This is a genomic window from Embleya sp. NPDC059213, from assembly GCF_042754445.1.
GTDB lineage: Bacteria > Actinomycetota > Actinomycetes > Streptomycetales > Streptomycetaceae > Embleya.
Genome location: NZ_JBHZAV010000003.1, coordinates 12,055 through 25,939, shown reverse-complemented (window position 1 = coordinate 25,939; position 13,885 = coordinate 12,055). Strand labels below are relative to the sequence as shown.

9 protein-coding genes are annotated in these 13,885 nt (G+C 72.4%); 3 read left to right on the top strand and 6 right to left on the bottom strand.

The annotated features are described in order from the left end of the window. Position 1 precedes the first annotated feature (1 nt). Together argJ and argC are read right to left on the bottom strand one after the other, a co-directional pair. On the bottom strand, positions 2-1,156 hold the full coding sequence (gene argJ, locus ACFXMF_RS01850; protein WP_379989035.1) for a bifunctional glutamate N-acetyltransferase/amino-acid acetyltransferase ArgJ: 1,155 nt from the start codon (positions 1,154-1,156) through the stop codon (positions 2-4). Continuing rightward, positions 1,153-2,181 (bottom strand): N-acetyl-gamma-glutamyl-phosphate reductase, encoded by a 1,029-nt coding sequence (argC, locus tag ACFXMF_RS01845; RefSeq protein WP_379989037.1) that lies wholly within the window; start codon positions 2,179-2,181, stop codon positions 1,153-1,155. The genes argJ and argC overlap by 4 nt, the downstream gene beginning before the upstream one ends. Before the next feature lie 261 nt (positions 2,182-2,442). On the opposite strand from argC, the gene ACFXMF_RS01840 reads away from it, so the two are divergent. After that, a complete protein-coding gene (locus ACFXMF_RS01840) occupies positions 2,443-4,329 on the top strand; it encodes a hypothetical protein (RefSeq protein ID WP_379989038.1) in 1,887 nt (628 codons plus the stop codon). A gap of 79 nt (positions 4,330-4,408) precedes the next feature. After that, positions 4,409-6,268: a hypothetical protein gene (locus ACFXMF_RS01835; RefSeq protein WP_360306291.1), complete on the top strand. Its 1,860-nt coding sequence runs from the start codon at positions 4,409-4,411 to the stop codon at positions 6,266-6,268. Between the two features lie 33 nt (positions 6,269-6,301). Here the strand turns inward: ACFXMF_RS01835 and ACFXMF_RS01830 are convergent, their stop codons facing one another. After that, positions 6,302-6,976, bottom strand: coding sequence for an SDR family oxidoreductase (locus ACFXMF_RS01830; RefSeq protein ID WP_360306293.1), 675 nt, complete (start codon positions 6,974-6,976; stop codon positions 6,302-6,304). Between the two features lie 91 nt (positions 6,977-7,067). Between ACFXMF_RS01830 and ACFXMF_RS01825 the strand changes: the two genes are divergently transcribed. Continuing rightward, positions 7,068-8,930, top strand: a complete 1,863-nt coding sequence (locus tag ACFXMF_RS01825; RefSeq protein ID WP_379989039.1) for a hypothetical protein — start codon at positions 7,068-7,070, stop codon at positions 8,928-8,930. Positions 8,931-8,991: 61 nt separating this feature from the next. Here the strand turns inward: ACFXMF_RS01825 and pheT are convergent, their stop codons facing one another. The 3 genes from pheT to ACFXMF_RS01810 form a co-directional block, all read right to left on the bottom strand. Beyond that, a complete protein-coding gene (gene pheT / locus ACFXMF_RS01820) occupies positions 8,992-11,499 on the bottom strand; it encodes a phenylalanine--tRNA ligase subunit beta (RefSeq protein ID WP_360306297.1) in 2,508 nt (835 codons plus the stop codon). Then, positions 11,499-12,620: a phenylalanine--tRNA ligase subunit alpha gene (gene pheS / locus ACFXMF_RS01815; RefSeq protein WP_360306299.1), complete on the bottom strand. Its 1,122-nt coding sequence runs from the start codon at positions 12,618-12,620 to the stop codon at positions 11,499-11,501. The genes pheT and pheS overlap by 1 nt, the downstream gene beginning before the upstream one ends. A gap of 163 nt (positions 12,621-12,783) precedes the next feature. Further along, complete coding sequence (locus ACFXMF_RS01810; RefSeq protein WP_360306301.1) at positions 12,784-13,833, bottom strand: ATP-binding protein; 1,050 nt, start codon at positions 13,831-13,833, stop codon at positions 12,784-12,786. Between the last annotated feature and the right edge of the window lie 52 nt (positions 13,834-13,885).

Genomic DNA, 13,885 nt, shown 5'->3' with positions numbered 1-13,885 from the left:
GTCATGACGAGTAGGCCGAGTTCTCGTGGACGTAGTCGGCCGTGAGGTCGTTGGTCCACACGGTCACCGCGGCCTCGCCCGCGTTCAGCCTGGCCACGATGTGCGTCTCGCGCGGGGTCATGTCGACCAACTCGCGGTCCTCGCCCACGAAGCCGTCCCGGCACACCCATACGCCGTTGAACGCGACGTCGAGCCCATCCGGGTCGAAGGCCGCCGCGGTGGTGCCGATCGCGGCCAACACCCGGCCCCAGTTGGCGTCCTCACCGTGCACGGCGCACTTGAACAGGTTGTTCCGGGCGATCGAACGGGCCACCTCCAGCGCGTCCGCCTCGGTCGCGGCGTCCACGACGTCGATCCGGATGTCCTTGCTCGCGCCTTCGGCGTCGCCGATGAGCTGCCGGGCCAGATCCCCGGCGACCGTGCGCACCGCCTCGGCGAACGCGGCCGGGTCGGGCTCGACGCCGCTGGCCCCGGAGGCCATCAGCAGCACGGTGTCGTTGGTGGACATGCAGCCGTCGGAGTCGATCCGGTCGAACGTGGTGTGCGTGGCGCCGCGGAGCACCGCGTCCAGCGCCTCGGCGTCGACCGCGGCGTCGGTGGTGAGCACCACGAGCATCGTGGCCAGGCCCGGCGCGAGCATGCCCGCGCCCTTGGCCATGCCGCCGACCGTCCAGCCCGCGGGGTCGGTGACGACGGACTGCTTGTGCACGGTGTCGGTGGTCTTGATCGCGATCGCCGCGTCCTCGCCGCCGTCCGCGCTCAGCGCCGCGGCGGCCTTGGCCACGCCCGGCAGCAGCTTGTCCATCGGCAGTTGCAGGCCGATCAGCCCGGTGGAGGCCACCACGATCTCGCCCGCGTTGAGCCCGAGCAGCTCGGCGACCCGTTCGGCGGTGGCGTGCGTGTTGCGAAAGCCCTCGGTGCCGGTGCACGCGTTGGCGCCGCCGGAGTTGAGCACCACCGCCTGCACCTGGCCGGCCTTGACCACCTGCTCCGACCACACCACCGGTGCGGCCTTGACCCGGTTCGAGGTGAACACGGCCGCGCCGGCGATCGAGGGGCCGTCGTTGACGACCAGGGCCACGTCCGGCAGGCCGGTGCTCTTGAGGCCCGCGGCCACGCCCGAGGCCCGGAAGCCCTTTGCTGCGGTGACGCTCACGGCGCTACCCCCGTCTTGGTCAGTCCCAGGTCCTCGGCCAGTCCGAGGGCGATGTTGGTGCTTTGAATCGCGCCGCCGGCGGTGCCCTTGGCGAGGTTGTCGATCGCGCCGACCACGACCAGCCGGCCGGCCCGCTCGTCGACGGTGACCTGCAACACGGCGGTGTTCGCGCCGTAGACCATCGCGGTCGCCGGCCACTGTCCCTCGGCCAGCAGGTGTACGAAGGGCTCGTCGGCGTAGGCCGCGCGGTACGCCGCGCGCACCGCCTCGGCGCTCACGCCGGGCTTGAGCCGGGCGGTGCAGGTGGCCAGGATGCCGCGCGGCATCGGCACCAGGGTCGGGGTGAAGGACACCGTGACGTCCGCGTCGGTGACCGCGCGCAGGCCCTGGATGATCTCCGGGGTGTGCCGGTGCACGCCGCCCACGCCGTAGGCGCTCGCGGAGCCCATCACCTCGCTGCCGAGCAGGTGCGTCTTGGGCGCCTTGCCCGCTCCGGAGGTGCCCGAGGCGGCCACCACGACCCAGTCGGGTTCGACCAGGTCGGCGGCCAGCGCGGGCACCGTGCACAGCAGCGACACGGTCGGGTAGCAGCCCGGCACCGCGATGCGTTTGGTGTTCGCCAGCGCGGCCCGGCCGCCCGGCAGCTCGGGCAGTCCGTACGGCCATGTCCCGGCATGGGAGGATCCGTAGAATTCTTCCCAGTCCGTCGCCTCCCGCAGGCGGTAGTCCGCACCGCAGTCCACCACGAGCACGTCCGCGCCCAGTTGCGCGGCCAGCGCGCCGGACTGTCCGTGCGGCAGGGCCAGGAAGACCACGTCGTGCCCGGCGAGGTTCTCGGCGGTGGTCTCGGCGAGCACGCGGTCGGCCAGCGGCAGCAGGTGTGGTTGCAACTCGCCCAGGCGTCGGCCCGCGTTGGATCCCGCCGTGAGCGTGCCGATCTCGATCTCCGGGTGCGCGAGCAACAGGCGCAGGATTTCTCCGCCCGCGTAGCCACTCGCCCCGGCCAGTGCCGCCTTGGCCCCCATACCGCCTCCTCGTGAGGAGCATGACTATACGGAACTACGAATCTCTATGCAAGTACGGTGGGTGACCGCCCGGCCGGACCCACCCCGCGTCGTTCCGGCAAGCCTGCCGCCGGTCGCGCCACCCCAGTAGGGCGTAGGCCGGTGCGTTAGGATCAGCCGACTTCGGATACGCGCCCCCCAGTGGGCAGTCGACCGCCGGCGGGACGGCAGCGACGCGCAGCAGACGGCGGGCGCCCCCGCCCAGGAAACGAACGAGACCACGTGACCCCTCCCCCCGGCACCTCCGGGCCCGCCGGCGCCGCCAGCGCCACCGGCTCGGACCTACAGTCCTCGACCGGCGAGCCGCGATCGGCTCCCGAGGCGGACCCGGCGCAATCCCCGGACGGCTCGGTCGAGACGTCCCCGGCGCGCCCTCGACTCGCCCGCGTCCCGTTGCCGGACCTGCTCGCGCTGGGACTGCCCACGCTGGTGTTCGCGATCATGGGATGGCACCAGCGCTGGATCACCGACGACGGCCTGATCTTCACCCGCGCGGTCCGCGAGATCCTGGCCGGCAACGGCCCCGTGTACAGCTCGGGCGAACGCATCGAGACGTCCACCAGCACCCTGTGGCAATGGCTGCTCGCGCTGCTCGGCCGGCTCACCCCGTTCGACTACGCCCCCACCGCCGTCTACGCCGGTCTGATCCTGGCCGTCGCCGGCCTGTGGCTGTCCCTGGACGGCACCCGCCGACTCTTCCGCGGCATGGCCGTCACCCGCCTGCTGCTGCCCGCCGGCGTGCTCGTGTTCATCGCCGTCCCCTCGGTGTGGGACTTCGCCACCGCGGGCATGGAGACCGGCCTGATCCTGTTCTGGATCGGCCTGTCCTGGTGGTTCCTGATCGGCACCTGGCTGCGCCCGGTCGACACCCACACCACCCGCCGCACCCTGGCCCTGTCCCTGTGGTTCGGCCTGGGCCCGCTGGTCCGCCCCGACCTGGGCCTGACCATGGTGATCCTGCTCGTCGCCCAGTTCCTGCTGATCGGCGCGCGCTGGCCCAAGGGCCTGGCGATGCTGGCGTGCGCCGGCTTCCTGCCCGCCGCGTACGAGATCTTCCGGATGGGCTACTACGGCCTGATCTTCCCGATGCCCGCGCTCACCAAGGAGGCGTCGGGCTCGCTGTGGGGTCGCGGCTGGGACTACCTGACCGACTACATGCGGCCGTACCACCTGTGGATCCCGATGATCCTGATCCTGGCCGCCGTCGGCCTCGCCCTCACCCGGCGCCGCCCCGCCGACCGCCGCACCTGGATCGTCGTCGCCACCCCGCTGGTCGCGGCCCTGGGCCAGACCGTCTACGTGCTCAAGGTCGGCGGCGACTTCATGCACGGCCGGATGTGGCTGCCGATCCTGCTCCTGGTGCTGCTCCCGTTCCTGCTCGCCCCGCTGGACCGGCTGGTCACCCCGGCGATCGTGCTCGTCGCGGCCTGGGCCGTGGTCTGCGGCACCACACTGCGCTCGGGCGTGATCACCACGCCCGCCCCCAACGGCCACGGCAACCAGGTCTGGAACGAACGCGACACCTACGCGGCCTGGACCCGGACCGACAACCCCACCACCGAGGAAGCGCACATCCGGACGCTGCCGACGATAGAAGAGGCGTTCCGCAACGAGAAGGCGACCGGAGAGCGTCTGTTGTTCGTGGACCCGAACTACATGCAGATCCCACCGCTGCCGCTGCGTCGCAATCTGCCGTTCGACAAGGGCCTGGTCATCGGTCGCCTGGGCGTGGGCGGCTCGATCACCCCGCTCGGAGGTGTCGTGGTCGACGTGTGGGGTCTGTCCAACACGGTCGGCGCGCACATCACCGAGACCCAACACACCGCCGCGGGTCACAAGAAGCTGCTGCCGTTCGCCTGGAACGTCGCGCTCTACGTCGACCCCTCGGGCGACGCGCTGGTCCCGGAGAAGGCCGCGACCGCCGAGCAGATCCGGGCCGCCCGGGCCGCGTTGCGGTGCGGCGACCTGGCGGAGCTCGTCGACTCGGTCAGCGAGCCGATGTCCGCGTCGCGCTTCTGGAAGAACCTGACCGGCGCCGCGGGCCGCACCGACCTGCGGATTCCGGCCGACCCGATCGAGGCCGAGAAGAAATTCTGCGCGTCCTCCTGAGCCCGCCATCGGCACGGCGGGCGTTCAACAGTGGTTATGGTGTGGTCGGCCCGCCCGCCCCGTCTGGAGTCAACGAACCATGAGCCTCGTGAGTGTGCTGTCCGGGCGCTCCGGGCCGCGGGCCGATCCCGCGACGGACGGCCCGCAGCCCCGCGGCATCACCCGCTGGAACACCGCGATGGTGCTGGTGCCCACGCTGATCCTGCTGGTCCTGGGCTGGCATCGACGCTGGATCAGCGACGACGGCCTGATCTTCACCCGCACGGTCCGGCAGATCCTGGCCGGCCACGGCCCCGTGTTCAACGTCGGCGAACGCGCCGAGGCGTCCACGAGCACGCTGTGGCAGTGGCTCCTGGTCCTGACCTCGTGGATCACCCAGATGGACGTGGGGCGGCTCGCGGTCCACCTGGGCCTGCTGTGCACCACCGCCGGCTACGCGCTGGCCCTGCACACCACCCGCCGGCTGCACACCCGCAGCACCCGGACGGTCCCGCTGGTCCCGCTCGGCGTGATCGCCCTGCTCGCGCTGCCGCCGGTGTGGGACTTCGCCACCTCCGGCCTGGAAACCGGCCTGACCACCCTGTGGACCGCCGGCTGCTGGTGGCTCCTGGTCCGCCTCCCCCACGACCCCCGCGCCCGCGTCACCTACGGTCTGGCCTTCCTGGCCGGGCTGGGCCCGATGGTGCGGCCCGACCTGGCGATCGCCACGCTCGGCTTCCTGATCGCGCTCGCCATCGTCCGCCGCCCGCGCGTCCCGCACACCCTGGGCCTGCTCGGCACCGCGTTCACCGTGCCGCTGCTGTACGAGATCTTCCGCATGGGCTACTACGGCGTGCTGCTCCCGCTGCCCGCCGTGACCAAGGAGGCATCCGCGGCCGACTGGTCCCGCGGCTGGAACTACGTCCGCGACCTGACCGACCCGTACCACCTGTGGATCCCGCTGGTCGTGCTCGTGGCCGTGGCGATCGGCCGATCGCTGCCCCGCCTGCGCGACCCCGCCGGCGTGGGCGCCCGGCTGCGGGCGATCGACCGCGCGGGCCGGGCCCGGATCACCGTGTTCGCGGTACCCGTGCTGTGCGGTCTGGCGATGCTGCTCTACGTGGTCCGCGTCGGCGGCGACTTCATGCACGCCCGGATGTTGCTGCCGGGACTGTTCATGCTGCTCCTGCCGATCCTGCTGGTCCCCGCGAACCGGCTCGCGATCCCGGCGGCCACCGTCCTGGTGGGCTGGGCCGCGGTCTGCGCGATCAGCTTCCGGGTGCCCTACGAGGGCATCGGCCCCCGCGGCATCGCCGACGAACGCGCCTTCTACGTCAGCGCGCTCAAGGTCGCCAACCCGGTCACCGCGTACTCCTACGTGGCCAACTACCCGCGCTTCCCGGCCGCCGCGAACGCCGCCCGCACCGACCACACGCACGTGATCGTCTACCCCTGGTACGACGGCTTCTACGTCACCGCGCTCGACCCGAACCTGCCCGCCCCGGTCGCCACCGTGTGGTCCAACCTGGGCATGAACGGCGCCAACACCCCGCTCGACGGCGTCTCCGTGGACATCCTGGGCCTGGCCTATCCGCTCGCCGCACACGTCGAACTCACCACCCGCGGCCGCCCCGGCCACGAGAAGTCGCTCGACATCGCCTGGGTCTTCGCCCAGTACGCCGCCCCCGACGCGATCCTGCCCCCGGGCATCGACCCGATCCGGGTCAAGGCCGCCCGCTACGCCCTCACCTGCGGCGACGCCAACCGGGGCAAGCTCAAGGAACTCCAGGACTCGGTCCACGAGCCGATGTCCTGGAGCCGCTTCAAGAAGAACTTCACCGGCGCCCTCGACCGCACCTCGTTCCGCTTCCCGAGCAACCCGGTCGATGCCGCCAAGGAAATCTGCGGCATCGACGTCCTCGCCAAGGACGTGCTCCCCGCGGACAACCCCAACCGCTGACCCCACCCGCGCGGCGCCGGCCTCACCCCCCGCTCACCCCCGAGACCGCACCGTCACGTCGTCGACCCGCGAATCCACCGGCAACATCAGTGTCGACAACACGACACCGGCCACCGTCACCGGATCGCTGTAACGCTCGCGCTCGAACACCGCGCCCTCCTGCTCCCGCACCGCACGCTGCATCGCCGTCGCCGTCCGCCCCGGATACACGCTGGTCACCCGCAGCGCCGGCTCCTCCTCCCGCAGCCCGTCGGCCAACGCCTTCAGCGCGTGCTTGCTCGCCGAATACGCCGCCCAGCCCGCGTTCGTCCGCAGCCCCGCCCCGCTGTTGAGCAAAACCACGCCGGCCCGCCCGCGCCGCAACGCCGGCAACAACACCCGCGTAACCTCCGCCACCGCGACCACGTTGACGGTCAGTGTGCGCGACCACACGTCCGCGGCCGTCTCCGCCACCGTGCCCAGTTCCGCGATACCCGCACTGTGCACCAGGCCCGCGAACGTCTCCTCGGCAAGCGGCGCAAGCGCGTCCGCGATCGTCTCGGGACGCTCCAGGTCCGCGACCACGGTCCGCACCCCGGGCCCGGCCAACTCCGCGGCCCGCCGCTGCGACCGCACGATCGCGACCAGGTCGTGGCCGCCCTCCCGCAACAGGCGGGCGATCTCCGCGCCGATACCACTGCCTGCACCGGTGATCACGTAAGTACTCATCCCGCCACCCTACGAGGTGCGCGAGCACCGGGACCGACGTTCTCGTCCGGTCTCGTGCGGCCTCACCCGCCCGACTGGAGCCCGCCGACCGATGACCCTGACCACCACCCTCCCCGGACACGGCCCACCCCCCGCCGATCCGGCCGCCCCGCACCCCGACCGGCCGGCACCCGCGGCCACCCGCTGGAACCTCGCGATGGTGCTGCTGCCCGCCGTGTTCGTCGCCGTGGTGGGCGGCCGACGCAGTTGGCTGTGCGACGACGGCCTGATCTTCACCCGACCGGTCCGGCAGATCCTGGCCGGCAACGGCCCCGTGTTCAATCCCGGCGAGCGCGCCGAGGCGGCCACCGGCACGCTGTGGCAGTGGCTGCTGGTGGCCGGCACCCGACTCACCGGCCAGGACCCCGCGCCGCTGGCCGTGCGGCTGGGCCTGCTGTGCAGCGTGATCGGCTGGTTCCTGGCCGCCGACGCCGCCCGCCGACTGCACCGGACCAGGCCCGGCAGCGCCTTCCTGCTCCCGTGCGGCGCGCTGATCCTGCTCGCGCTGCCGCCGGTGTGGGACTTCGCCACCTCCGGCCTGGAAACCGGCCTGACCACCCTGTGGACCGCCGGCTGCTGGTGGCTCCTGGTCCGCCTCCCCCACGACCCCCGCGCCCGCACCGCGTACGCCCTGGCCCTGCTCGCCGGCCTGGGCCCGCTGGTCCGCCCCGACCTGGCCGTCGCCGGCGCCGGCTTCCTGATCGCGCTCGCCCTCCTGCACCGTCCCCGGGCAGGCCGCGCACTCGCCCTGCTCGGCACCGCCGGCGCGCTCCCACTGGCCTACGAGATCTTCCGGATGGGCTACTACGGCGTCCTGCTCCCCCTCCCCGCGATCACCAAGGAGGCCGCCGCCGCCGATTGGCCCCGGGGCTGGGCCTACGTCCGCGACCTGACCGACCCGTACCACCTGTGGCTGCCCGCGCTGGTACTGGCCGGCCTCGCCGCAGCCGCCGCCGTCGGCCGACCGCGCCCCGTCGGACCCGACCGACCCGCCGATCGCAGCCGACGCATCCTGTACGCCACACCCGTGTTGTGCGGCCTGGTGATGCTGCTCTACGTGGTCCGCGTCGGCGGCGACTTCATGCACGCCCGGATGTTGCTCCCGGGCCTGTTCCTGCTGCTCCTGCCGATCCTGCTGGTCCCTGCGAGCCGACTCGCGGCACCCGCAGTCGGCGCCCTGCTGGCCTGGTCCCTGCTGACCGCGACCGTCTTCCGGGTGCCCTACGCCGGCATCGGCCCGAGCGGCATCGCCGACGAACGCGGCTTCTACACGTCCGTCCTGGGCGTCGCCAACCCGGTCACCGCCGACGCGTTCGTCAACGGCTTCCCCGGCTTCCCGACGATGATCCAAGGCCCGCATCCGGAATATCGACACACCCTGGTCGACCGATCGCCGACCCACTCCTTCGTGGTCCCGCTGCGCCCGGACCTGCGCGCGTCGATCGTGGCGATATGGCCCTCGCTGGGCATGAACGGCGCCGCCACCCCCGTGACCGGCATCGCGCTCGACGACCTCGGCCTGGCCTATCCGCTCGGCGCACACATCCGACTGACCACCCGGGGCCGACCCGGACACGAGAAGCGGATCGACCCGGCATGGGTGCTGGCCGAATACGCCGACCCGGCCGCGCCCGCACCCCCGGGCATCGACCCGATCCGGATCGCCGCCGCCCGCTACACCCTCACCTGCGGCCCGACCGACCGCGGCCGACTCAAGGGACTGCGCGACTCGGTGCACGCCCCGATGACCTGGCGGCGCTTCACCATCAACCTGATCGGCGCGGTGGACCGCACGGCCTTCCGCTTCCCCGACGACCCGATCGCCGCCGCCCGCCGCATCTGCGGCGTCGACGTCCTGAAACCGGGCGTCCTCCCCACCCCGCCACCCCCGACCGCGACCACGACCCCGCCCTGAACCCGGAGGCGGCCCGCACCCCAGAAGGAGTGCGGGCCGCATCCGACCGTCCACGAGCGCGTCACGCCCCGCGCAGTACCGCCCCGGTCCGCTCGGTCGCCAGCGCCACCGCCGCGTCGCGCGCGGCCGTCGCCTCCTCGACCGTCAGCGTGCGGTCCGTCGCCCGGAAACGCAGCGCGTAGGCCAGCGACTTGCCGCCCTCGGCGATCTGCGCACCGGTGTACACGTCGAACAGTCGCACCGACTCCAACAACGCGCCCGCGCCCTCGACCAGCGCCGCCTCCACGCTCGCGGCCGGCACCGAGGCGTCCACGACCAGCGCGACGTCCTGCGTGGCCACCGGGTACGAGGAGATGTGGCCCGCCTGCGGCAGGTGTTCCCCGTCCAGGTCCGCGGTCAGCAGATCCAGGTCCAGTTCCATCGCGGCCACCCGCTCGGGCAGGTGCAGCGTCTTGAGTACCCGGGGGTGCAGCTCGCCCGCGTGCCCCACGACCCGCTCGGTCCCGTCCGGCGCGGTCGCCACGAGCGCCGCGCAGCGCCCGGGATGCCACGGCTCGTACTGGTCCTGACGCACCGTCAGCTCGACGCCGACGGCATCCGCGACCACCCGCGCGGCCTCGACCGCGTCCGCCCAGAGCTGCGGCCGGCCCTTGCCCCACCAGCCGGAGTGCTCCCACTCGCCGGCCAGCACCACCGCGACCCGCTGCGGCTGGTTCGGCAACGCCGCGGCCAACTGGGCCAGTTCCGCGTCGGTCGGCCGCCGGTCCACGGCGAGCTGCGGCGCGCGCGGGGTCGACGCGTTCGGCAGGAAGACCACTCCCGACTCGAACAGCGCCAGGTCCCCGTTACCGCGCCCCAGGTTGCGGCGCAGCGTCCCGAGCAGCCCCGGCAGCAACGTCGTGCGCAGCGCCGGCTCCTCCTCGGAGATCGGGTTGACCAACACGACGGTGCGTCGCCGCGCGTCGTCCTCGGCCAGCCCGAGGTCGTCGAACGCGCTCTGCCCCACGAACGGATAGTCGAGCACCTCGGCGAAGCCCGCGCCCGCGAGCGCCCGCCCGATCCGCCGCCGACGCCGCTGGTCCGCGGTCAGCCCACGACCGGCCGGCACCTGCGGCAGCGTGGAGGGCACCTGCTCGTAGCCCTCCAACCGGATGACCTCTTCGGCCAGGTCGTTCGGGTCGGTCAGGTCGGGCCGCCAGGTCGGCGGCAGCACGGTCAGCTCGTCGATGCCCTCGACCGAGCAGCCCACCTCCTGCAGCCGCTGGGCCACCGTCTCGCGGGTGTACGGCACGCCCGCGACCTTCGCCGCGTGGTCCGCCGCGAGCACGATCCGCACCGCCTCGCGCGGCGCGTCCACCTCGGTCACGCCCGCCTCGGCCTGGGCCCGCTCGCCGCCGAGCACGGCCAGCAGGTCCACCGCACGCTGCGCCGCGGCCCGGGCCGCCTCCGGGTCCACACCGCGCTCGAACCGGCGCGACGCCTCCGAACCCAGCTTGTGCCGGCGCGCGGTGCGCGCGATCGCCACCGGGTCGAAGTGCGCCGCCTCGATCACGATGTCGGCGGTCTCCGCGCCGATCTCGGTGCTCTCGCCGCCCATCACCCCCGCCAGGCCGATCGGCCCGCGGTTGTCGCAGATCAGCAGATCCTCGCGGTCGAGCCTGCGCTCCACGTCGTCCAGCGTGGTCAGCGTCTCGCCCTCGTGCGCGCGGCGCACCACGATCGGACCCTGCAACCGGGCCCGGTCGTAGGCGTGCAGCGGCTGGCCCAGTTCGAGCATCACGTAGTTGGTGACGTCCACGACGAGCGAGATCGGCCGCATGCCGGCCATCTGCACCCGGCGCTGCAACCACAGCGGGGACGGCGCCTCGGGGTCGATGCCGACCACGGTGCGCGCCACGAACCGGTCGCACCCGGCCGCGTCCTCGACCAGGATCGGATAGCCGTACGAGTTCGCGTCCGGCACGTCCAGCAGCGCCGGGTCGCGCAGCGGCTGCCCGTAGGCGATCGCCGCCTCCCGGGCGACGCCGCGCATCGACAGGCAGTAGCCCCGGTCCGGGGTCACCGCGATGTCGAGCACCTCGTCGACCAGACCGAGCAGTTCGATCGCGTCCGCACCGACCTGCGCCTCGATCGGCAGCACGATGATGCCGTCGTGGTCGTCGCCCATGCCCAACTCGCGGGCCGAGCAGATCATCCCGCGCGAGACACGGCCGTAGGTCTTGCGCTCGGCGATCTCGAACGGGCCGGGCAACACGCCGCCCGGCAGGATCACCACGACCTTGTCGTCGACCTCGAAGTTGCGCGCGCCACAGACGATCTCCTGCGGCTCACCGGTGCCGTTGGCATCGCCGACGTCGACCTTGCAGAACCGGATCGGCTTCTTGAAGCCCTCCAGCTCCTCGATCTCCAACACCCGGCCGACCACGAGCGGACCCTTGAGGTCCGCGCCGAGCTGCTCGACCGTCTCGACCTCCAGGCCCAGCGCCACGAGCTTGTCGGCGACGTCGCGCCCGGACTCGCCGGCGGGGAGGTCGACGTACTCCCGCAGCCAGGAAAGCGGGACCCGCATCAGATCTCCATCCCGAACGGAAGGGTGAACCGAACGTCACCCTCGACCATGTCTCGCATGTCCTCGACGTTGTGCCGGAACATCAGCGCACGCTCCAGGCCCACGCCGAACGCGAAACCGCTGTACACCTCGGGGTCGATGCCGCACGCGATCAGCACGCGCGGGTTGACCATGCCGCAGCCGCCCCACTCGATCCAGCCCTCGGACCGGCAGGTCCGGCACGGATGCTCCGGGTCGCCCACCGAGGCGCCACGACACACGAAGCACTTGAGGTCGAGCTCGGCGGAGGGCTCGGTGAAGGGGAAGTACGACGGGCGCAACCGGGTGACGATGCCCTCGCCGAACATCGCCTGGACGAAGTGGTCCAGGGTGCCCTTGAGGTCGCCCATGGTCAGGCCCTTGTCCACGGCCAGACCCTCGATCTGGCCGAAGACCGGGGTGTGCGTGGCGTCCAGCTCGTCGGTGCGGTACACCCGGCCCGGACAGATCACGTAGATCGGCGGGGTCCGGGTCAGCATGGTGCGGATCTGCACGGGCGAGGTGTGCGTGCGCAGCACCACGCCGGAGTCCGCCGAGCCGTCCTCGGCGCGCACGAAGAAGGTGTCCTGCATGGTCCGCGCGGGGTGGTCCGGCAGGATGTTGAGGGCGTCGAAGTTGTACCACTCCGCCTCGACCTGCGGGCCCTCGGCGACTTCGTAGCCCATCGCGACGAAGAGGTCCTCGATCCGCTCGGACAGCGTGGTCAGCGGGTGCCGCGCGCCGCGCGGAGCGCGGTCCCACGGCAGCGTGACGTCCACGGCCTCCTCGACCAGCACGCGCGCGTCGCGCTCGGCCTCCAGCTCGACCTGGCGCCGCTCCAGGGCCTGCCTGACCGCGCCGCGGGCCTGCCCGACCCGCTTGCCGGCCTCGGCCTTGGCCTGCGGCGGGAGCGCGCCGATCTCGCGGTTGGCGAGCGCAAGCGGCGACCGGTCGCCGGTGTGCGCGACCTTCGCCTCCTGCAACTCGGCCAGGTCGCTCGCGGCGGCCACCGCCGCGAGCGCCGCGTCGCGGGCCCGCTCGACTTCCTCTGGTTTCAACGCCTCGACCTCGACCGGGTCGTACGACTTGTTCGGTGCCGACATCTGTGTCCAGTGCTCCTGTGGGGGATCCGCCGGTGGTGGAGGCGGCAACGACGTCCTGCGACGTCCGCGCTCCGAGTTTACTGACGCCGCATGGGCGTGCGTGTGTCGGCCGGACCGCGACGAACTGCGGTGGAGCGTCCCGGCTTGCCGCGTCGACGGCGAGCTACATCAGGACGTCCGGCATCGCGGCCGGCAGGGTGAATCGAAATCGGGCTCCGCCGGACTCGGCACGATCCACGCCGATGCTGCCCGCGTGGGCCTGCACCAGGCCCTTGACGATGTACAGCCCCAGGCCGGTGCCGCCGCGGCGGTTGCCGCGCCAGAAACGGGTGAAGACGCGGTCGAGGAGTTCGTCCGGGATGCCCGGGCCCTCGTCGCTCACCGTGATCTCCGTCCCCTGCGCACCGGGCGCGGACCCGATGGAGACCGCGCGCATCTCGATGGTGACGGTTCCGGCGCCGTGGCGCACCGCGTTTTCCAGCAGGTTGCCGAGGATCTGGTCGAGCTTGTCGGCGTCCAGCCACATGCTCGGCAGCGGCCCGTCCACGGCGACCACGAACCGCTCGTCGGGCCATCCGTTGCATTCCATCGCGCGCAGATGCCGGTGCACCGCCTCCTCCATGTCGACGACCTGCCGGTTGAGTTGCAGCCGGCCCGCGTCGATCCGGGAGATGTCCAGGAGTTCGGTGATCAGCCGGGTGACCCGGTCGGCGTCCGCGTCGACCGTCTCCAGCATCAGCCGCTTCTGCTCGTCGGTGAACCGCTCCCACTTGGCCAGCAGGGTCGCGGTGAAGCCCTTGACCGAGGTCAGCGGCGAGCGCAGCTCGTGCGCGACGGTGGCGATCAGGTCGGAGTGGCCGCGCTCAATCCGCCGACGCGCGTCGGTACAGCGCAGCGACACCACCAGCTTGTCCAGCGGGCTGTGCGGCCCGTCCGCGTGCACGAAGGACGCCGTGACCAGGATCTCCCGACCGGCCAGGAGCAGATTGCGCTCCGGCTGCCGGGTCCGGGTGCCCAGGCCGCCGTACGGGTCGGTGCACACCCACCAGCGCCTGCCCTCGAGATCCTCCAGCGGCAGCGCGTCCGCGATGTGTTTGCCGAGCGCGTCCTCGGGACGCGTCCCGGTGATTCGGGCGGCGGCGGTGTTGAACGTGACCACCGTGCCGTTCTCGTCCGCGATCACCAGGCCGTCGGGCAGCATGTCGGCGTCCATCGGCCCCCTTCCCGTTTCGGGCCCGAGGGAGTTCCGGGCCGGACACACTATC